Source organism: Jannaschia sp. L-14R (assembly GCF_056857695.1).
The window spans coordinates 124,176-142,441 of record NZ_JBSXNP010000009.1 but is presented as its reverse complement, the minus strand read 5'-3'; the positions used below and the strand labels follow the sequence as shown (position 1 = coordinate 142,441).

The 18,266-nt window shown below is 64.2% G+C and carries 18 protein-coding genes and 4 tRNA genes; 11 read left to right on the top strand and 11 right to left on the bottom strand.

All coding sequences use genetic code 11. The annotated features are described in order from the left end of the window. Positions 1–39 precede the first annotated feature (39 nt). Positions 40–2,439 carry an endopeptidase La gene (gene lon, locus AC13C2_RS05085; RefSeq protein WP_482886131.1) on the top strand — a complete coding sequence of 800 codons (2,400 nt, stop codon included), beginning with the start codon at positions 40–42 and terminating at the stop codon, positions 2,437–2,439. Between the two features lie 90 nt (positions 2,440–2,529). On the opposite strand, the gene AC13C2_RS05080 is transcribed toward lon, so the two are convergent. Continuing rightward, entirely contained in the window at positions 2,530–2,907 is a 378-nt protein-coding gene (locus tag AC13C2_RS05080; RefSeq protein ID WP_482886130.1) for an EF-hand domain-containing protein, read from the bottom strand. A 47-nt stretch (positions 2,908–2,954) separates the two neighbouring features. Between AC13C2_RS05080 and AC13C2_RS05075 the strand changes: the two genes are divergently transcribed. The 3 genes from AC13C2_RS05075 (at position 2,955) to AC13C2_RS05065 (ending at position 3,704) form a co-directional block, all read left to right on the top strand. Next, positions 2,955–3,026: transfer RNA gene (locus AC13C2_RS05075), tRNA-Val, on the top strand. Positions 3,027–3,054: 28 nt separating this feature from the next. Then, complete coding sequence (locus AC13C2_RS05070; RefSeq protein ID WP_482886128.1) at positions 3,055–3,585, top strand: histidine phosphatase family protein; 531 nt, start codon at positions 3,055–3,057, stop codon at positions 3,583–3,585. A gap of 43 nt (positions 3,586–3,628) precedes the next feature. Continuing rightward, positions 3,629–3,704, top strand: a tRNA-Val gene (locus AC13C2_RS05065). Positions 3,705–3,866: 162 nt separating this feature from the next. Here AC13C2_RS05065 and AC13C2_RS05060 read toward each other — a convergent pair. Further along, on the bottom strand, positions 3,867–5,156 hold the full coding sequence (locus tag AC13C2_RS05060; protein ID WP_482886127.1) for an Nramp family divalent metal transporter: 1,290 nt from the start codon (positions 5,154–5,156) through the stop codon (positions 3,867–3,869). A 155-nt stretch (positions 5,157–5,311) separates the two neighbouring features. Here AC13C2_RS05060 and mntR point away from each other — a divergent pair, with 155 nt between their 5' ends. After that, complete coding sequence (gene mntR / locus AC13C2_RS05055; RefSeq protein WP_092762411.1) at positions 5,312–5,758, top strand: manganese-binding transcriptional regulator MntR; 447 nt, start codon at positions 5,312–5,314, stop codon at positions 5,756–5,758. Positions 5,759–5,964: 206 nt separating this feature from the next. Here the strand turns inward: mntR and AC13C2_RS05050 are convergent, their stop codons facing one another. Next, positions 5,965–6,714: an SDR family NAD(P)-dependent oxidoreductase gene (locus AC13C2_RS05050; protein ID WP_424337790.1), complete on the bottom strand. Its 750-nt coding sequence runs from the start codon at positions 6,712–6,714 to the stop codon at positions 5,965–5,967. Positions 6,715–6,874: 160 nt separating this feature from the next. Between AC13C2_RS05050 and AC13C2_RS05045 the strand changes: the two genes are divergently transcribed. The 3 genes from AC13C2_RS05045 to AC13C2_RS05035 all read left to right on the top strand — a co-directional run bounded on the left by AC13C2_RS05045 (position 6,875) and on the right by AC13C2_RS05035 (position 8,321). Further along, on the top strand, positions 6,875–7,813 hold the full coding sequence (locus AC13C2_RS05045) for a pirin family protein (RefSeq protein WP_482886126.1): 939 nt from the start codon (positions 6,875–6,877) through the stop codon (positions 7,811–7,813). Between the two features lie 189 nt (positions 7,814–8,002). Continuing rightward, positions 8,003–8,191, top strand: a complete 189-nt coding sequence (locus tag AC13C2_RS05040) for a hypothetical protein (protein WP_482886125.1) — start codon at positions 8,003–8,005, stop codon at positions 8,189–8,191. A gap of 53 nt (positions 8,192–8,244) precedes the next feature. After that, positions 8,245–8,321, top strand: a tRNA-Asp gene (locus AC13C2_RS05035). Between the two features lie 121 nt (positions 8,322–8,442). Here AC13C2_RS05035 and AC13C2_RS05030 read toward each other — a convergent pair. Next, positions 8,443–9,849 (bottom strand): leucine-rich repeat domain-containing protein, encoded by a 1,407-nt coding sequence (locus AC13C2_RS05030; RefSeq protein ID WP_482886124.1) that lies wholly within the window; start codon positions 9,847–9,849, stop codon positions 8,443–8,445. A gap of 101 nt (positions 9,850–9,950) precedes the next feature. Between AC13C2_RS05030 and AC13C2_RS05025 the strand changes: the two genes are divergently transcribed. Continuing rightward, positions 9,951–10,027, top strand: a tRNA-Asp gene (locus tag AC13C2_RS05025). A 7-nt stretch (positions 10,028–10,034) separates the two neighbouring features. Here the strand turns inward: AC13C2_RS05025 and mmsB are convergent. The 5 genes from mmsB to AC13C2_RS05000 form a co-directional block, all read right to left on the bottom strand. After that, positions 10,035–10,907, bottom strand: coding sequence for a 3-hydroxyisobutyrate dehydrogenase (gene mmsB, locus AC13C2_RS05020; RefSeq protein WP_092762422.1), 873 nt, complete (start codon positions 10,905–10,907; stop codon positions 10,035–10,037). Beyond that, complete coding sequence (locus AC13C2_RS05015) at positions 10,904–11,944, bottom strand: enoyl-CoA hydratase/isomerase family protein (RefSeq protein ID WP_482886123.1); 1,041 nt, start codon at positions 11,942–11,944, stop codon at positions 10,904–10,906. Before AC13C2_RS05015 ends, mmsB begins: the two co-directional genes overlap by 4 nt. Then, the gene (locus AC13C2_RS05010; RefSeq protein ID WP_482886122.1) at positions 11,941–12,321 is read right to left on the bottom strand and encodes a hypothetical protein; all 381 of its coding nucleotides are present in this window, start codon (positions 12,319–12,321) and stop codon (positions 11,941–11,943) included. Before AC13C2_RS05010 ends, AC13C2_RS05015 begins: the two co-directional genes overlap by 4 nt. Beyond that, positions 12,318–13,457, bottom strand: coding sequence for an acyl-CoA dehydrogenase family protein (locus tag AC13C2_RS05005; RefSeq protein WP_482886121.1), 1,140 nt, complete (start codon positions 13,455–13,457; stop codon positions 12,318–12,320). The genes AC13C2_RS05010 and AC13C2_RS05005 overlap by 4 nt, the downstream gene beginning before the upstream one ends. Positions 13,458–13,628: 171 nt before the next feature. Then, positions 13,629–14,210 (bottom strand): L,D-transpeptidase, encoded by a 582-nt coding sequence (locus tag AC13C2_RS05000; protein WP_482886120.1) that lies wholly within the window; start codon positions 14,208–14,210, stop codon positions 13,629–13,631. A gap of 510 nt (positions 14,211–14,720) precedes the next feature. Here AC13C2_RS05000 and AC13C2_RS04995 point away from each other — a divergent pair. Continuing rightward, positions 14,721–15,233, top strand: a complete 513-nt coding sequence (locus tag AC13C2_RS04995; RefSeq protein ID WP_482886119.1) for a VOC family protein — start codon at positions 14,721–14,723, stop codon at positions 15,231–15,233. 95 nt (positions 15,234–15,328) lie between these two features. Here AC13C2_RS04995 and AC13C2_RS04990 read toward each other — a convergent pair whose 3' ends face one another. Both AC13C2_RS04990 and AC13C2_RS04985 read right to left on the bottom strand, forming a co-directional pair. Then, on the bottom strand, positions 15,329–15,661 hold the full coding sequence (locus AC13C2_RS04990) for a plastocyanin/azurin family copper-binding protein (RefSeq protein ID WP_474520533.1): 333 nt from the start codon (positions 15,659–15,661) through the stop codon (positions 15,329–15,331). Positions 15,662–15,737: 76 nt separating this feature from the next. Beyond that, positions 15,738–17,234 (bottom strand): CoA-acylating methylmalonate-semialdehyde dehydrogenase, encoded by a 1,497-nt coding sequence (locus AC13C2_RS04985; protein WP_482886118.1) that lies wholly within the window; start codon positions 17,232–17,234, stop codon positions 15,738–15,740. 103 nt (positions 17,235–17,337) lie between these two features. Between AC13C2_RS04985 and AC13C2_RS04980 the strand changes: the two genes are divergently transcribed. After that, positions 17,338–18,255 (top strand): LysR family transcriptional regulator, encoded by a 918-nt coding sequence (locus tag AC13C2_RS04980; RefSeq protein WP_482886117.1) that lies wholly within the window; start codon positions 17,338–17,340, stop codon positions 18,253–18,255. Positions 18,256–18,266: the final 11 nt, after the last annotated feature.

The window sequence follows — 18,266 nt, the reverse complement described above, 5'->3', positions numbered from 1 at the left end:
ATTACGGGGCAGGGGTCCTTTGCGAAAGGACAGATAAATATGACGACTTCCACCCACCCCGTGTTGCCGCTGCGCGACATCGTCGTTTTCCCCCACATGATCGTTCCCCTGTTCGTCGGTCGCGAAAAATCGGTTCGCGCCCTGGAAGAGGTGATGAACGACGACAAGCAGATCCTGCTGTCGTCGCAGGTCGATCCGGCGACGGACGAACCCGATCAGGATGGCATTTACCGTGTCGGCGTCCTGGCCAACGTTCTGCAACTGCTCAAGCTGCCCGACGGCACCGTGAAGGTGCTGGTCGAAGGCCGGTCGCGGGTGCGGATCACCCGGTTCGTCGACAACGACAGCTTTTTCGAAGCCGAAGCCGAGGTTCTGGAAGAATCGCGCGGTGACGAGTCGACGATCGAGGCCCTGCTGCGGTCGGTCGCCGATGAGTTCGAGCGCTATGCCAAGGTCAAGAAGAACATCCCCGAAGAGGCGTTGGGCGCCGTCGCCGAAGCGCAGGACCCGGCCAAGCTGGTGGACCTCGTGTCCGGCCACCTGGGCATCGAAGTCGACCAGAAGCAGGAACTTCTGGAGCTTCTGACCGTGTCCGAGCGGCTGGAGAAGGTCTATGGCATGATGCAGGGCGAGATGTCCGTCCTGCAGGTCGAAAAGCGCATCAAGTCCCGCGTCAAGTCGCAGATGGAGCGCACACAGCGTGAATACTATCTGAACGAACAGATGAAGGCGATCCAGAAGGAGCTTGGCGAAGGCGAAGAAGGCCAGAACGAGGTTTCCGAACTGGAAGCGCGGATCGCGAAGACCAAGCTGTCCAAAGAAGCCCGCGAAAAGGCCTATACCGAACTGAAGAAGCTGCGGAACATGTCCCCCATGTCCGCCGAAGCCACTGTCGTGCGCAACTATCTGGACTGGATGCTGTCGATCCCGTGGGGCGACAAGTCCCGGACCAAGAAGGATATCGTCAAGGCGCGTGAGGTTCTCGACAAGGATCACTTCGGGCTGGAAAAGGTCAAGGACCGCATCGTCGAATATCTGGCCGTGCAGGCACGGTCGACCAAGCTGAAGGGACCGATCCTGTGCCTTGTCGGTCCTCCGGGCGTGGGCAAGACCAGCCTGGGCAAGTCGGTCGCCAAGGCCACGGGGCGCGAATTCATCCGCATCTCGCTGGGTGGGGTTCGCGACGAGTCGGAAATCCGCGGCCACCGCCGGACTTATATCGGGTCCATGCCGGGCAAGATCATTCAGGCGCTGAAAAAGGCCAAGACGACCAACCCGCTGATCCTTCTGGACGAAATTGACAAGATGGGTCAGGATTTCCGGGGCGATCCGGCGTCCGCAATGCTTGAGGTTCTGGACCCCGAGCAGAACAGCACGTTCATCGACCATTATCTGGAGGTCGAATATGACCTGTCGAACGTGATGTTCCTGACGACCGCGAACTCCTACAACATGCCGAGTCCGCTTCTGGACCGGATGGAGATCATCCCCCTTGCCGGTTACACCGAGGAGGAAAAGGTCGAGATCGCCAAGCAGCACTTGCTTGCCAAGCAGGTGAAGAACCACGGTCTGCGCAAGGGCGAGTTCGAACTGACCGACGGCGCGCTGCGCGAAATGGTCCGCACTTATACCCGCGAGGCGGGGGTGCGAAATCTGGAGCGTGAGATCGCAAAGCTGGCCCGCAAGGCGGTAACCAAGATCGTCGGCAAGACGGAAACGGCGGTCCGCATCACCGAGGATAATCTGGACGATTATCTTGGGGTGAAGAAGTATCGCTATGGTCTGGCGGAACTGGAGGATCAGATCGGTGTCGTCACCGGGCTGGCCTATACCAGCGTCGGCGGTGACCTTCTGCAGATCGAGGCGCTGCGCCTGCCGGGCAAGGGTCGGATGAAGACCACCGGCAAGCTGGGCGATGTCATGAAGGAAAGCATCGACGCGGCCAGCAGTTATGTCCGGTCCATCGCGCCCGCGATTGGGGTCAAACCGCCGAAGTTCGACACGATGGACATTCACGTCCACGTGCCCGACGGCGCGACACCCAAGGACGGCCCGTCCGCGGGTTTGGCAATGGTGACGTCCATCGTGTCGGCCCTGACGCAGATCCCGGTACGGCGCGACATCGCCATGACGGGCGAAGTCAGCCTGCGCGGCAATGCCATGCCGATTGGTGGCCTGAAGGAGAAACTGCTCGCGGCCCTGCGCGGTGGCATCACGACGGTGCTGATCCCGCAGGAGAACGAGAAGGATCTGGTAGACCTGCCGGAGAGTGTGACCTCCGGGTTGGAGATCATTCCGGTCACGCATGTGTCCGAGGTGCTCAAGCTCGCTCTGGTCGACACGCCCACAGCGATCGACTGGGACGAAGCCGCCGAGGAGGCCGCCGCTCTGGCCGCCAAGGCCGCTCAGGCCGGGGCAGGTGGCGCCACGGCGCACTGAGCCGAATGGAGCGTTCGGCACGGGTCCGATCTGTTATCAAAATGCCCCGGGGCGCGTGCGCGTGCCCCGGGGTTTCTTTTTCAGATATTCTCAGATGATGTCAGCCTTTGCCGCCGCCGTCCCTCCACCGTTGCCGCCGCGATTACGGCCCCCCGGACCGGAGCTGCCGCCGGGGGCCGTGCCATCGGCCGTGCGGGCCATGCGATATGACATCTTGTCCGGCTCCAGCATGCCATCGTCGTCCAGATCGATTTCGGCAAAGGTGGGTGTCTCGCCGACACCGGCCACATCGACCTCGGTGCGCGACAGAAGGCCGTCGCCATTGCTGTCGATCTGGCTGAAGCCGGACGTATCGCCACCGAATGAGTCCGAGAATTCGGCTGCGCTGATCGCGTCGTCGCCATCGGCGTCGATGACACCGAAGCTTACCTGCGCAAAGGCCGCACCGGCGGACAGGCCCGCGCACAACGGTCTTGAACCCGATCCCCCAGTTGTCTAAACGCCGGGCACGGATCGGGTGATTAGCTCAGTGGTAGAGCGCTTCGTTCACATCGAAGATGTCAGGGGTTCAAATCCCTTATCACCCACCGTCCTTTCCCTGAACAGCGGTGTGCCATGCCCCCCGTCTACCTGATGCGGCACGGCGAAACGGTCTGGAACCTCGACGCCCGGATGCAGGGGCAGCGGGACAGTCCGCTGACCGTCAGAGGCCGGGCACAGGCCGCGCGGCAGGGGGCGATCCTGCGGGATCATGGCGTGACCTGCCATGCGCGCTCCAGTCCGCTGGGCCGGGCCATGGAAACGGCGCGACTGGCCGGACTGGAGGCGATTGCCGACGCCCGGCTGGCCGAAGTCGGCATGGGCGCATGGGAAGGCCGGTTGCGCGCCGACATCACGACAGCGTCGGGTCTGATGTGGAAGTTCGACGCCCCCGGAGGCGAGGGACTGGCAACGGTGCGCGCCCGTCTGGAGGACTTGCTGGCCGACGATATGGCGGAGCCTGTCATCCTGATCACGCACGGCGCCATCGGGATCGTTTTGCGCGCCCTGCTGTGCGGGTTTCCAGCCGAGCACTGGGACAGGATGGAAGACCCGCAAGGCGTCGTCCATGTCATCGAGAACGGGGTCGAGCGACTGTTGGCATAAGCCGTCTTGAAGGCCCGCGCCGGGCGCGCTATCCCGGCGCAGCGGGTGGTTAGCTCAGTTGGTAGAGCGTCTCGTTTACACCGAGAATGTCGGGGGTTCGAGCCCCTCACCACCCACCATATCCCTTGCCGCTGCGAGGCTTGATCCGAATCCGCCGCAACGGTCACTGCATCACTGCACCCCGGTACGGTCCTGGTTCTGACGTCGCCAAGGCTCACGCAGCATTTCGTTCAGCCAACCCCTCGCGCCGGAGCCTGCGCGCGAAGTCCACGAGACGCGCGCTAGCCGTCGAGAAACGGAATCGGGAGGCCGAAGAAATCGGCCAGCAGAACGAAATTCAACCCCAGTACGGCCAAGGCACCCAGCCCTGACAGAATGCGCAACACCGGACCGACGATGAAATCGCCCATGATGTCCTTGCGCGACGAGAAGATGATCAACGCGATCATAGGCACCGGCAGGGCGATCGACAGGACCACCTGACTCATCACAAGGGCCTGCGTGGCATTCACACCAATGCCGACGACCACGAAGGCCGGCACCATGGTCACAAGGCGGCGCACCCAGATCGGAACGTGGAAATGCAGAAATCCCTGCATGATCATCTGTCCCGCCATGGTTCCGACCACGGAACTGGAAATGCCCGACGCGATAAGCGAGGAGAGAAACATGCCTGCCGCCGCCGCACCCAGTAACGGTGTGAGCATGTAATACGCAGTTTCGATTTCAGCGACCTGGGGATTCCCTTGGTTGAATGCGCTGGCCGCCATGATGACCATGGCGATATTGACCATGCCCGCAACGGCCAGAGCCAGAATGACCTCGATATTCGAGAACCACAGGATTTTGCGTCTGTCTGCATCGTTGCGGGCATGGGCGCGCGATTGCATCAGTCCGGAATGCAGGTAGATCGCGTGCGGCATGACGGTCGCGCCGATGATACCGACAGCGATGGTCAGTGCAGCTGAATCCGGCAGGCCGGGCTGTATCATGCCCATGGCCGCGGCCGCCCAGTCCACCGGAGCGATGAACATTTCTGCAAGGTAGCTCAATCCGATCACACCGACGAAGGCGCCGATGATAAGTTCCATCGGGCGGAAACCGTAGCGTTCGAAGATAAGGATGGCATAAGTCACGATCGCGGTGATCACCATGCCAGCGAATAACGGCAGGCCGAACAGAAGCGAAAGACCGATTGCCCCGCCAAGAAACTCCGCAAGGTCGGTCGCCATCGCCGCCACCTCGCTGATGGCCCACATGATCCACACGACCGGCTTCGGGAAATTATCGCGCGACAGCTCGGCAAGGTTCTTGCTTGTCACGATTCCCAGTCGCGCAGACAGGGCCTGAAACAACATCGCGATGAGGTTCGCCATCAGGACCACCCATAGCAGGGTATAGCCATATCCTGCCCCGGCCTGAATGTTCGTCGCGTAGTTGCCTGGATCCATATATGCGACCGAGGCGATGATGGCCGGACCGGCGAACAGCAGCCTGCTTCGCCAACCGCGACGCTCTCCGCTCAGGACGCCCGTGATGCCGACGCGGGTCTTGTCAGTCAGATTATGCATGTCAGGTTCCTGGAATTTTCGCCGGTAAATAGCCATAGCTATAAATCATACAAGAGCTAAATTTTAATTGCCGTGTGTACAATGCGGTACCTGATGGTGAAACGGTCGAGCCTTGGCTATACTGTGGTCCCGACACATTTCCGGATGCCAGAGCCATGCCCGACCAACCCGCTCATCCCAAGGATCAGGCCGATCGTTTTGCCCGCGCGCGGGAGTCGCAGTCCGTCGCCCTGCTGGAAGACTACGTGGAGATGATCGGTGATCTGCATGCGGAACTGGGCGAGGCGCGCGTGGCCGATATCGCGGAACGGATGGGGGTTGCCCAGCCCACCGCAACCAAGGCGATTTCCCGGCTCAAGCGCGAGGATCTGGCCACCTCCCGACCGTATCGCGGCGTGTTCCTGACCGAAGCGGGAACCCTTCTCGCCGACCGTGTCCGGGCGCGGCACCGGACCGTCGTCGCCTTTCTCGTGGCGGTCGGCGTTCCTGCGGACGTGGCGGAACTGGACGCGGAGGGAATTGAACACCACGTTTCGCGCCAGACGCTAAAGGCCTTCGAGAGATACCTGGCGAATGTCGACGCCAGAGGGCGCCGTCGCTGAAACACTCCGGGGTTGCCCTTATTGCAGCGACCGCCCGCTTGCCCGCGACGGTGACGATGGTGGCAACCTGCGATGACCTGCCTCGGGCAAGGGCGCGCAATCGCAGGATCGCCGAAGATCGCGGGGCCCGTCCGGGCAATGACACACGGCGGCGCATGTCGATGGGCACCAAGCCGGAACCGCGACTGTTTTCAGATGCCGACCCCTTACTGCCGCAACGACGGCAGACCGATCCCGGTTGCCTCGAACCCGCCATCTACGGCCAGCCGCTGACCGGTGATATAGCTGGCCTTGTCGGAACACAGCCAGACGATGGCTTCGGCAATTTCTCCCTCGTTGCCATAGCGGTTCAGGGGGATCGCATCGTGATAGGCGTCGATGATGTCCTGCGTATGGACTGCCATAGCCAGTTTGGTCCGCACCGGGCCGGGGCATACGCAATTCGCGCGGATGCCGAATTCCCCCAATTCGACCGCCTGTTGCTGTGTCAGATGCGCCACGCCCGCCTTGCTGGTGCCATAGGCCACGCGCAATGTGGAAGCCCGCAAAGCCGAGATCGACGCGATGTTGACGATGGCGCCCCTTCCGTCGCGCAGGGCAGGCGTGAAGGCCTGCGTCATCAGGAACACGCCGTCCAGATTGGTCGCCATGACGCGCCGCCAGCGCTCGAACGTCGTGCCCTCGATCGGGCCGAAGTCTGCGACTCCGGCGTTGTTGACCAGGGCATCGACCCGGCCCAGGGCGTCGAGTGCGGCAGGCACCAGCGCGGCCACGGCGGCTTCGTCGCTGACATCGCAGGGCAGGGCGATTGCGCCCGTCAGACCGTCTGCGGCACGCGCCAGTTCTTCTGTGTCATTGTCGATCATGGCCACCCGTCGACCCTCGGCCAGAAACAGTTTTGTCGTTGCCAGCCCGATCCCCCGCGCCGCGCCCGTCACCACTGCAGTCTTGTCCATGCCTGTCTCCGTCCCTGACTGTTCGTGCAACGCTAGGCGACACGGCCAGCGGTGAGAAGCATTTGTGAACATGCGCAGGGCGTCTGCGCGCGCGGCGGCGATGACCGAAGGGCTGCGTTGTCCTATATGTGGATCAGACCCTAAGGTCCGGAGGCCTGACATGAGCTGGAACCCCATCCTCGATACGCATATCCCGATTGGCGATGCTGTCGACGCCATCGAAACCGTTATCGTTCCCCGCGCCCGCGATCTGGGCGGGTTCGAGGTGCGTCGCGCGCTGCCTGCGCCCAGGCGTCAGATGGTCGGGCCATTCATCTTCTTCGATCAGTTCGGCCCTGTCGAATTCCTGACCGGCCAGGGCATCGACGTACGCCCGCACCCGCATATCGGGCTGGCGACGGTGACCTATCTTATGCAGGGGCGCATCCATCACCGCGATAGCCTGGGCACCGATCAGTGGATCGAACCGGGGGCCGTCAACTGGATGGTCGCGGGGCAGGGCATCACCCATTCGGAACGGATGGACGGCACCTATCGCGACACCGACAAACCGCTGTTCGGCATTCAGACCTGGGTCGCGCTGCCCAAGGACAAGGAGGATCGTCCGGCCGATTTCATCCATGCCGCCAGAACCGACTTGCCGGAACTGGAGGCCGAGGGCAAACGCGTGCGTCTTGTTTTGGGCGATGCCTGGGGTGTAAGTGCGCCGGTCGAGACGAGCAGCCGGATGTTCTATGCCGACGCAATGCTGGAGCCGGGGGCCAGGATTCCGCTGCCCGACGATCACGAGGATCGGGGCGTCTACGTCTTGACGGGGTCCATCGACGTGGCGGGCGAAACCTATGACGCGGGCCGCATGATGGTGTTCCGTCCCGGCGATGCGCTGTCCTTGAAGGCGGGACCGGAGGGGGCGCGGCTGATGATGTTAGGCGGCGACACGATGGACGGGCCGCGTCATATCTGGTGGAACTTCGTCGCCAGCAGTCAGGATCGGATCGATGCCGCCAAGGAAGCATGGCGCGCCGGCGACTGGGCGCACGGCAGGTTCCAGCTTCCGCCCGGCGACGAGGACGAATACATCCCGCTGCCGGATCGCTAGGGCGCGCCGCGCGGACCTTCCATAAGATGACGCCGTGGCGGCACCGGCGACGGACCCCGTGGCGCGCTGTTTCCAGGGGCGGACAGTTGTCTGGCTCAAACGGATCTGGCCCCCTCTGCATCCCGGCAGCTTCGGTCCTTCGGATTGCCACAAGACCTGCGGGTCGGCGGTGCGGTCCGAAATCATGCCATGTATATCAATGTTTTGACCTGCAGGATTCGCGGGGCTGCAATTCTTGGGCCGGTCGATATCTCCGCCGATCCGGGCATCATGACCGCGCGCCTGATGAACGTTGCGGATACCCGAAAGGGTCGGCCGGGTTGGAACGGGATCGTGTCTGAGGCGAAAGGATCGAATTACCGCAAGTTCCCCGCTTGACGGGACTGGGGGCGCGCCATAGACACCCCACACGCCGGGCGACCGGCGGATGCGCGGTTGTAGCTCAGTTGGTTAGAGTACCGGCCTGTCACGCCGGGGGTCGCGGGTTCGAGCCCCGTCAACCGCGCCATTTTCCCCTTATCGTTTGAAACGACCGCAGATTTTGCGGGTGATCCGGGGGTGATCCACGGGTGATCCGTGTCCGACATCGTCGGGGGTTGTGCAGGCGGGCGTTCGGTGGGTGCAGGCATTCACAGGCCGAGGGAAGTCAGGACGGGCTTCAACCAGCCGAACGTGCCGGGTGCCTTGATCGCGAGTTGGGTGAACGTGCCTGCGTTGGCTTCCAGAAGTGCGAGGAGACCTGCGATCGATCCCACGCCGACGGTCGTGGCGATACCCTTCTTCGTCGCGCTCCAGGACTGTGAACTGATGTCCTTCGCTTCGTTATGCACCCAACCGACAATGCCAATGGCAAGGTTGCGGGCGGAGTCTACCAGACCTTTTCGGGCCAGCGGATCGGCTGGCGTTTCTTCGATGACGTCGATTAACGCGCCGAACGAGTTCGGAATGGCTGGATCGACAGCTTCGGAGGCGCGAAGCTCGGCGAGCAATGTGCGCAGATCGGGCAGGATGTCCGCAACGTCCTGTGCGAGGGGCACGGGTTGTGCCGCGCGATAATCGGTCCATGCCGGAAACCGTTCGAGGTGCAGGGCGAGGGCGGCAGCGAAGGCAACCACCTCTGATGCGGCTTCGTCCATCAGCGCCTCCGGCGCGTGTTCGGCAAGGGCGATGACCCGGTTTCCGTGAAGGCCAAGGTTGATAGCCTTGCACATTTCTGGAGCCATCCCGAGCGCGGCCTCTACCCGCATCAGGGCCTTGGCAAGGCGCGGCATGGCGTTCCCGATGCCGGGTTCCAGGTCATCGAGGTCCTGAAGCATTTCCCGCAAGGCTTGCCACGCTTCGAAAGTTGCCGCTGATTGTCCCGTCTCGGCGATGCGATTGCTGACGCGAAGCCGGGTTCCGGCGACTTCTACTTCCAACGGGGCCGGGACCGGGGATGGGACGGTTGGTGCTGCGGGCCGTTTTCCGAAAACCGGCAACGGTTCCGGCCAGGGCGGCAGGGTGCGCAGATGGGCGAGGAGGGTCTGGAGGCGGTCTTCGTCGTCTTCGATCTCGGCTGCGGTGGCAATGGCAGGATCGTTGCAGGCGGGGGTATTGCTGAAAAAGACGCCTCGACCGTCTTCGGGGACATCTGGATGGGTCAGACGGGGCAGGTCGAGAAGGAGGCGCAGATCGGTGACCTGCGTGTTGCCGAGGGAGAGCCTCTGCAGGTTGGTGAGGCCCGCGATGGGGGAGAGGTCGGTAACCTGCGTGTTGTCGAGGGCGAGCAACTGCAGGTTGGTGAGGCCCGCAACGTGGGAGAGGTCGGTGACCTGCGTGTTGCTGAGGTAGAGCCACTGCAGGTTGGTGAGGTCCGCGATGTGGGAGAGGTCGGTGATCTGCGTGTCGTGGAGGTCGAGCGAGTGCAGATTGGTGAGGTCCGCGATCTTCGGAGGCAGCGTGTCAATCTTCAGCTTGGAAAGGTCCAGGATCGTCGCCCCAGTCTCCCGCGCTTTTTCAATCCGCCGAAGCGCCTCGTCCCGGTCTTCGTTCGCCATTGCACCGCACCCCGTACCCCGGCGTTACCGTCCCCGATGGCACGGCGGTGCACAACCCCCATTGACCGCCCCGTGCGACGCCGTTATCCCGCCTCTCACGCGCGGTTGTAGCTCAGTTGGTTAGAGTACCGGCCTGTCACGCCGGGGGTCGCGGGTTCGAGCCCCGTCAACCGCGCCATTTCCCCTCAGTCCCGCCCCCGCCCGGCCAGCCGGGGCAGAAGCGCGCTGAAATCCTTGCCGCGCCCGTCCTCCTGTTCGACGAAGACGGTATATTGATGCAGCGCCTCGGTTCCGACCGGGGTCGGGGCGTCGACCGCCTCGGCGGCCTGAAGGGCCAGTCCCAGATCCTTGAGCATCAACTCGGCGGCGAAGCCCGGTTTGTAGCCGTTGTCGGCGGGCGATTGCGGCCCGACGCCGGGGGCCGGGCAATAGGTCGTGAGCGACCATGACTGCCCCGAGGAGGTGGAGACGACATCATACATCGCCTGCCGGTCCAGCCCCAGCTTGTCGGCCAGCGCAAAGGCTTCGCAGGTGACGGCCATGGTGGCGCCCAGGATCATGTTGTTGCAGATCTTGGCGGCCTGTCCGTTGCCCGCGGGCCCGCAATGCACGGTGCGCCCGCCCATCACGTCAAAGAGCGGCATGGCCGTGGCCAGCGCGTCGTCCGGCCCGCCCACCATGAAGGTCAGCGTGCCCGCCGACGCGCCGCCGATGCCGCCCGAGACGGGGGCATCCAGCGCCTTGCAGCCGTGGTCGGCGGCCATGGCGGCCACGGCGCGCGCGCTGTCCACGTCGACGGTCGAGCAGTCCAGCAGCACTGCACCGGGGGTCATCGCCGGAATGATGTCGGCGGCGACCGATTGCAGGATCGTGCCATTGGGCAGCATGGTGATGACCACGTCCGCGCCCCTTGCCGCGGAGGCCGCGTCGTCGGCCATGGTGACGCCTTCGGGGGCCGGGGTCGCCATGTCGTAGCCGGTGACGGTATGCCCGGCGGTGGCCAGATTGGCGGCCATCGGCGCGCCCATGTTGCCAAGTCCGATGAAACCGATGTTCATGTCAGATCCTCCAGTTGCGGGGCCAGTGGCCCGAGGGGACGCAGGATGTTGGCGACGTCGATGGCGGGCACATCCTGCGGGCCGGTGTGTTTCCAGCGGGGTTTGCGGTCCTTGTCGATGACCTGCGCCCGGATGCCCTCGATGAAATCGGCATGTTCAAGGGCGCGGAAGGTGAAGCGGGCCTCCTGGTGCAGGGCCTGTTCGATGGTCGGATCGTCGCCCAGCCGGTGCAGGATCTCGACGGCGCAGGCCATCGAGAGGGGGGCATTGCGGGCGAAGGCGTCGCGCGCCAGTTCGGCGGCGGGGCCGGTCTGGCCATCGAGGGCACGGGCGATGTCGCCCAGCGTTTCACCTGCGAAAAGCGCGTCGACCTCGGGTTGCAGGGCGGCGAGGGGGGCCTCGGGGGCGGGGCGCGCGGCTGCGTCGACGGCGGTGGGGTCGCCGGTTTCGCACAGTGTCGCCTTCAGCGCGTCCCAGTCGCCCGGAACATAGTAGTCGGCGAAGCCCGCGTGGATCGCGTCGCCCGGCCCCATGCGCGCGCCGGTGGTGCCGAGGTATTCGCCCAGCCGTCCGGGCGCGCGGGCGAGGAGGAGGGAGCCGCCGACGTCCGGCACCAGCCCGATGGCGCATTCGGGCATGGCGATGCGCGAGCTGTCGTCGACGATGCGGTGCGAGCCGTGGCACCCGACGCCGACGCCGCCGCCCATGGTGAAGCCGTGCAGAAAGGTGACGACGGGTTTGGGGAAGTGGAAAATGCGTGCGTTCATCCGATATTCGTCGCCCCAGAAGCGCGCGCCGTAGTCGTATTCGCCGCGCGCTCCGGCGGCGTGCATCGCGGTGATATCGCCGCCCGAGCAGAAGGCCCGTCCGGGCGTGGCGTCAATCAGGACCAGATGAACGTCGTCGTCCACAGCCCAGGTTTTCAATGCTTTTTCGATTTCGAGACACATGTCCCAGGTCAGTGCGTTCATGACGTCGGGCCGGTTCAGCGTGATGCGGCCCGCACGGCCTTCGGTGCGGATCAGGATGTCGGTCATTGCAGCGCTTCCAATTCGGCGTATTTTCGCGCCATCAGTTCGCCCGGAGGGACCGGGGCCCCGATGCCGGCGCCCCCGTTGATGGTGTCGACACCGTCCTTCAGCCAGGTCCAGACGGTCCATTGATAGTAGAACAGCACGAGGAGAGCAGTCGTTCCGACCACGAGGCCCGCAGATTCGAACCGATGGCCTTGTGGCAGCAGGAGTTGCATTGCCCCATACCCGGCCGCGAAAAGCCCGATTGCGGCCCCGCCGCCCCAGACTGCGGCGAAGCCGATCTGCCGCCAAGTTCCACCGTCACGCATTTCGCGCAAGGCTGCGATTTCATGGCGCAGGAAGGCGCGGCGCAAGATGGCAGGGACAGGTTGCAGCTTCATGCCTTCAACATCTCGCGGGCAACGATCATCCGCATGATCTCGTTCGTGCCTTCCAAAATCTGGTGCACCCGCAGGTCACGGACCAGTTTCTCGATGCCGTAGTCCGCAAGATAGCCGTAGCCGCCGTGCAGTTGCAGACACTGATCGACGATGCGGCTGCCGGTTTCGGTCACCAGCTTCTTGGCCATGGCGCAGAACTTGGTCGCATCGGGCGCGCCGGTGTCCAGTTTCCATGCCGCCTGCCGCAGGAAGACGCGCGCGGCCGACAGGTCGATTTCCATATCGGCCAGCCGGAACTGCAAGGCCTGAAACTGGTCGATGGGCTGACCGAAGGCGCGGCGCCCGGCCATATAGTCCAGCGTCAGGTCCATCGCCTGTTGCGCCGCACCCAGCGAGCAGGCGGCGATGTTCAGGCGGCCGCCGTCGAGGCTTGCCATGGCATAGTGGAAGCCCTTGCCCTCCTCGCCCAGCAGATCGCCTGCGGGAACGGGGCAGTCGTCGAGCTGCACCTGCCGCGTGGGTTGCGAGCGCCAGCCCATCTTGTCCTCCAGGCCACCGAACGACAGACCTTCGGCCCCGTCCTCGACGATCAGCGCGGAAATCCCCTTCGGGCCGTCGCCGCCGGTGCGGGCCATGACGATATAGGCGTCTGAATAGCCGCCGCCTGATATGAACGCCTTGGTGCCGGTCAGCAGCCAGCCCTCGTTGGTGCGTTCAGCACGGGTGCGCAGCGCGGCGGCGTCGGACCCGCTGCCGGGTTCGGTCAGGCAATAGCTGAACACCTTTTCCATCGACACGGCTTCGGGCAGGTGCCGCGCCTTCAGGTCGTCGGATCCGAAGGTGTCGATCATCTTGGCGCACATGTTGTGGATCGACAGGAAGGCCGCGACCGAAGGACAGGCCATCGACAGCGCCTCGAACACCAGCGTGGCGTCCAGCCGCGACAGATTGCTGCCGCCAATATCCTCGGACACGTAGAGGGCTCCGAACCCCAGTTCCGCCAGCTTGGGCCAGAGCGCCCTGGGGATTGCACCATCGGCTTCCCAGTCACGGGCAAAGGGCGCGATCTCGGTCATGGCCACGTCGCGGGCCATGTCGAAGATCGCCTCGGATTCCTCGGAAAGTGCGAAATCCATTCTGGGCCCTCCCGTGCCGTTAATCGAACGCTTGTTCAAGAGTGGCGGTCCGGCGGCGCGAGGGCAAACGAAAAAGCGCGCCGCAGGGGGCGCGCTTTCGGTGAACGGTTTTGCATGAGCAAGGACACGAAGCCCGATAATGGCTCGGGTCCGACCTGATCAGCGCGATGCCTAGATCAGGCGAACCTGGGTTCCGATCGGTGTGATCTCGTACAGTTCCGCGATCTGCTCGTTGTAGAGACCGATGCAGCCCGAGGACGACCGGCGGCCGATCTTGCGGGTATCTGCCGTTCCGTGGACCAGATAGGCGGGCCAGTCCAGATACATGCCGTGGGTGCCCAGCGGGTTGATGGGATCTCCGCCTTCGACGCGAATGGGCAGGCTGGGGTCGCGGCGGCGCATGTTCGCCGTCGGGGTCCAGCTTGGCGCGACTTTCTTGCGCACGATCTCGGTGTAGCCGCGACGGGTCAATTCGTCGGTCATCGGAACAGAGGTCGGATACAGGCGATAGTCGGTGCCGGTCGCGTCCCAGTAATGCAACGCGCGCGATACCGTATCGGCGATGATCGTGGCCTTGCCCAGCGTCGAGAAGTGGTCGCGCCAGTCAATCATCTGGAAACTGGAGGTATTGCGAGGCGTTTCCGTAGCCGCGCCAAGGGTATCGGCGGTAAACGTCTGGGCGCGCAGCACGGTGGGCGTTGCAAGGGTCGCGGCGGCGCCCATCAGCAGGGTACGGCGAGTTTGATCGCTCATCGGAATGACTCCATTTTATTTTCCTCCTTTGATTATAGCGACTTCTTGATTTGGGGAAGGGGGCAGATCTTCACGTTTTTGCAAGCATGGGTCCGTTCGGCAGATGTTCGCTTGGGAAAACCGACCGGAGTTTATCCCCGGTGCGCCCGCCAGACGTCCTGATGTCCGTTCCGGCCGAACGGATCAATTGCTGCCGGAGTGCTGAAAGGAATCGATCGCCGCCGCATCGAACCGTCTGATGGAACCCACTGCATTTCGCCGTGCGTGCGTCTCGCGCTATCCGGTCGATGCCTGTTCCAGTGCCGAAGACCTGCGCGCCTTGCGTCAGTCGCGGATGGGGGCCTGAGCCGCGCGAAACCTTGGGTCCCCATCGGCACAGGGGGGGAGCATTGCGGTCTGTCCTGACGCGCAGGGGGGCAGCGTGGATGCCGGGCGCACTGCGCCGGGACTGGACAGAGCCCCCTGTCCCGGTCCTAGGATGCAACCTGCATTCAAAGCCCGGAGATCGCCATGACCCCGACCGACCTGTCATCAGACCCGACGTCCTCAGCAACCGCGCCGACCCTCGGGCACGTTCATCTGAAGGTCGCGGACCTTCAGCGCGCCATCGATTTCTATACTGACGTCGTGGGGTTGGAACTGGTCACGTTCTACGGCGATCAGGCCGCCTTCCTCAGTTCGCACGGCTATCACCACCGTCTTGGCCTCAACACATGGGACAGTCGCGGTGCAGGGGCTGCGCCCACGGGTCACCCCGGTCTCTATCACAGCGCCTTTCTCTATCCTGACCGCCCGTCGCTGGCGCGCGCCCTGCGCCGGGCGATGGCCGCCGGGGTCCGGCTGACGGGGAAGGCCGATCACGGGGTGAGCGAGGCGCTGTACTTTGATGACCCGGATGGAAACGGGGTCGAACTCTATCGTGATCGCCCCGAAGCGGAATGGCCGCGCGACGATACGGGGAAGATATTGATGACCAATGCGCCCCTCGATATCGACGCGCTTCTGGCCGAGGCCCCGGCCTAGGTGCCAGTCGCCGGACATCGACGTCTTCCAGCCACCGCAGGCGGATAGCCAGCGACACGGGAATCGCGAGGTTCACACGTCTGGCGGCGTTGCAGTCAGGCCGACGTCAGCGAGGCGCGCATGCGGGGATGCACCTTGCAGAAATATTGCGCCGTGCCGGTGAAGCCGATCGTGACGGTCGCCGATTGGCCCTGATTCAACCGACCGGTATCGAACACGCCGTCCTGACTGGACGTCGCCGTATGCGGCGCACGGTCGGCATTCGTGAACGTGACCGTGTCGCCGGGAGCGACGTTCAGCGAGGCCGGAATGTACGCAAAGTTCCGGATCATCACGGTATGGGTCGCGGCGCGGGCGCGGGTCGCCAGGGCAGCGGCCAAAGGTGCGGCGATCGAGGCGGTCAGCAGTGAGCGGCGGGTAATGGGCATGGGATCATCCTCCATAGTCTCCCCATACCGTTACCCAGCATCACCGACCGATCAACCCGCCCCTCGCAAACGTGATTTACTCCATCACGGGGATGGAGAATTCGCCGCCTTCCTTGATGCCCGACGGCCAGCGCGCGGTGACGGTCTTGGTGCGGGTGTAGAACTTGAAGGCGTCGGGTCCGTGCTGGTTCAGGTCGCCGAACATCGACTTCTTCCAGCCGCCGAACGTGTGATAGGCCAGCGGCACCGGGATCGGGACGTTCACGCCGACCATGCCAACGTTCACGCGCTTGGCAAAGTCGCGCGCCGCATCGCCGTCGCGGGTGAAGATCGCGGTGCCGTTGCCGTATTCGTGGTCCATGGCCAGTCCAAGCGCCTCTTCGTAGTCCTTGGCGCGCACGCAGGACAGAACCGGCCCGAAGATCTCCTTGCGGTAGATGTCCATGTCCGGTGTCACACGATCGAACAGGACGGGGCCTACGAAGAAGCCGTCCTCATAGCCTTGCACATTCATGTCGCTGCCGTCCACGACGGCCTCGGCGCCCGCGTCCTTGCCGGATTGGATCAGTCCAAGGATGTTCTGCTTGGCCGCCGCCGTCACGACGGGACCGAAATCGACGTCTTCGCCGGAGGTATAGGGCCCGACCTTCAGCGCCTCGACCCGAGGAGCCAGCTTGGCGATCAGACGGTCGGCGGTGTCGTCGCCCACGGGAACAGCCACCGAAATCGCCATGCAGCGTTCGCCTGCCGCGCCGTACCCGGCCCCGACCAGCGCATCGGCGGCCTGATCCATGTCGGCATCTGGCATGATGATCATGTGGTTCTTGGCCCCGCCGAAACATTGCGCCCGCTTGCCGTTCGCCGATGCGCGTTCGTAGATATAGGCCGCGATCGGGGTCGAACCGACGAAACCGACCGACTGTATGACGGGATGGTCCAGAATCGCGTCGACCGCTTCCTTGTCGCCGTTGACGACCTGCAGGATGCCCTTGGGCAGGCCCGCCTCCTCCAGCAATTCGGCCAGCATCATCGGCACCGAGGGATCACGCTCCGACGGTTTGAGGATGAAGGCGTTGCCGCAGGCAATCGCGGGCGCGAACATCCACATCGGGATCATCGCGGGGAAGTTGAACGGCGTGATACCGGCGGTGACGCCAAGCGCCTGGCGCATGGAATACATGTCGATGCCCGGACCGGCGCTGTCTGTGAACTCGCCCTTCAGGTGGTGCGGCGCGCCGATGCAGAATTCGACGACTTCCAGACCGCGCTGCACGTCACCCTTGGCATCGGGCAGGGTCTTGCCGTGTTCCCGCGACAGCGCTTCGGCCAGCTTGTCCATATCGCGGTTCAGAAGATCGACGAACTTCATCAGCACGCGGGCGCGGCGCTGCGGATTGGTCGCTTCCCACGCGGGCTGTGCCGCGGCGGCAATCTCGACGGCCCGGTCCAGTTCGGCCTTGCCGGCCAGCGCGACCTTGGCCTGAATCTCGCCTGTGGACGGGTTGAAGACGTCTGCCGTGCGACCCGATCCGGCGACTTTAGCGCCGTCGATCCAATGTCCGATCTGTTCCATGAAATCCTCCTTGGGTTCGGTGGCACCCTACGCGCAGGGGACTTGCGATGACAGAGGTAGAGAGGCAGGGTGGTCTTGCGTATATGTCGGGATGGATGCGCTGATGGACTGGGATGACCTGCGAATTTTCCTTGGTGTGGCGCGTGGTGGCTCGCTGGCCGAGGCGGCCAAAGGCCTGCGCCTCGACCCGGCCACGCTCAGCCGCCGCATCGCCCGGCTGGAGGTCGGGGCGGGCACCGCACTGTTTCTGAAGTCGCCGCGCGGCTATGCCCTGACCGGGGCCGGACACCGCCTTCTGCCCCATGCCGAGGGTATGGAGGCGCGGGCCCGCGCCGGAGTCGCCGCCCTGTCGGGGGATGACCGGTTGCGGGGCCGCATCCGTATCGGCGCACCCGACGGCATCGCGAACCATGTCCTGCCTGCGGTTCTCTGCGCCATGCGGGCCGCGCATCCCGAACTCGGGCTGGATCTGGTGGCCCTGCCGCGCGTCTTTGATCTTGGACGGCGCGAGGCCGATCTGGCGATCACCGTCAGCGCGCCCAGGGCCGGGCGGCTGCGCGTCAGGCGGCTTTGCGATTATCGGCTCAGCCTTGCGGCACATCGCGATTACCTTGCGGCATCCAGCCCGATATCGACCCGTGCCGACCTGAAGGATCACGCCATCGTCGGCTATATTCCGGACATGATTTTCGACGCCGATCTGGATTACCTGGGCGAGGTGGGGGCGGGGCCGCCCGGCCTTGCCTCGAACTCGGCGGCGGTGCAGCTGGGCCTGATCCGCGCGGGCGGCGGAGTCGGCGTGGTGCATGATTTCATGCTGGCCACCGCGCCGGACCTTCGGCGCGTGCTGCCGGATGACCTGCACCTGACCCGCGCCTTTCACCTGAGCCGTCACACCGATGCGGGCGGGCCGCTGATCGACCGGGCCGCCGAGCTTCTGGCCGATGGCGTCCGCGCCGAAGTCGCAAGGCTGGAGACATTGTCGCACCCGGCGCATGAGCAGGCCTTGAGGGAATCGTAACCTTTGGCTGT

Excerpts from the sequence above, each read along its gene's own strand:
- AC13C2_RS05010 (WP_482886122.1), bottom strand. The coding sequence starts at position 12,321 with ATGAAGCTGCAACCTGTCCCTGCCATCTTGCGCCGCGCCTTCCTGCGC.
- AC13C2_RS05005 (WP_482886121.1), bottom strand. The coding sequence starts at position 13,457 with ATGGATTTCGCACTTTCCGAGGAATCCGAGGCGATCTTCGACATGGCC.
- AC13C2_RS05015 (WP_482886123.1), bottom strand. The coding sequence starts at position 11,944 with ATGACCGACATCCTGATCCGCACCGAAGGCCGTGCGGGCCGCATCACG.
- AC13C2_RS05060 (WP_482886127.1), bottom strand. The coding sequence starts at position 5,156 with ATGCATAATCTGACTGACAAGACCCGCGTCGGCATCACGGGCGTCCTG.
- AC13C2_RS05070 (WP_482886128.1), top strand. The coding sequence starts at position 3,055 with ATGCCCCCCGTCTACCTGATGCGGCACGGCGAAACGGTCTGGAACCTC.
- AC13C2_RS05030 (WP_482886124.1), bottom strand. The coding sequence starts at position 9,849 with ATGGCGAACGAAGACCGGGACGAGGCGCTTCGGCGGATTGAAAAAGCG.
- AC13C2_RS04995 (WP_482886119.1), top strand. The coding sequence starts at position 14,721 with ATGACCCCGACCGACCTGTCATCAGACCCGACGTCCTCAGCAACCGCG.
- mmsB (WP_092762422.1), bottom strand. The coding sequence starts at position 10,907 with ATGAACATCGGTTTCATCGGACTTGGCAACATGGGCGCGCCGATGGCC.
- AC13C2_RS04980 (WP_482886117.1), top strand. The coding sequence starts at position 17,338 with ATGGACTGGGATGACCTGCGAATTTTCCTTGGTGTGGCGCGTGGTGGC.
- AC13C2_RS05045 (WP_482886126.1), top strand. The coding sequence starts at position 6,875 with ATGAGCTGGAACCCCATCCTCGATACGCATATCCCGATTGGCGATGCT.
- AC13C2_RS04990 (WP_474520533.1), bottom strand. The coding sequence starts at position 15,661 with ATGCCCATTACCCGCCGCTCACTGCTGACCGCCTCGATCGCCGCACCT.
- AC13C2_RS05040 (WP_482886125.1), top strand. The coding sequence starts at position 8,003 with ATGTATATCAATGTTTTGACCTGCAGGATTCGCGGGGCTGCAATTCTT.
- AC13C2_RS04985 (WP_482886118.1), bottom strand. The coding sequence starts at position 17,234 with ATGGAACAGATCGGACATTGGATCGACGGCGCTAAAGTCGCCGGATCG.
- AC13C2_RS05050 (WP_424337790.1), bottom strand. The coding sequence starts at position 6,714 with ATGGACAAGACTGCAGTGGTGACGGGCGCGGCGCGGGGGATCGGGCTG.
- AC13C2_RS05000 (WP_482886120.1), bottom strand. The coding sequence starts at position 14,210 with ATGAGCGATCAAACTCGCCGTACCCTGCTGATGGGCGCCGCCGCGACC.
- lon (WP_482886131.1), top strand. The coding sequence starts at position 40 with ATGACGACTTCCACCCACCCCGTGTTGCCGCTGCGCGACATCGTCGTT.
- mntR (WP_092762411.1), top strand. The coding sequence starts at position 5,312 with ATGCCCGACCAACCCGCTCATCCCAAGGATCAGGCCGATCGTTTTGCC.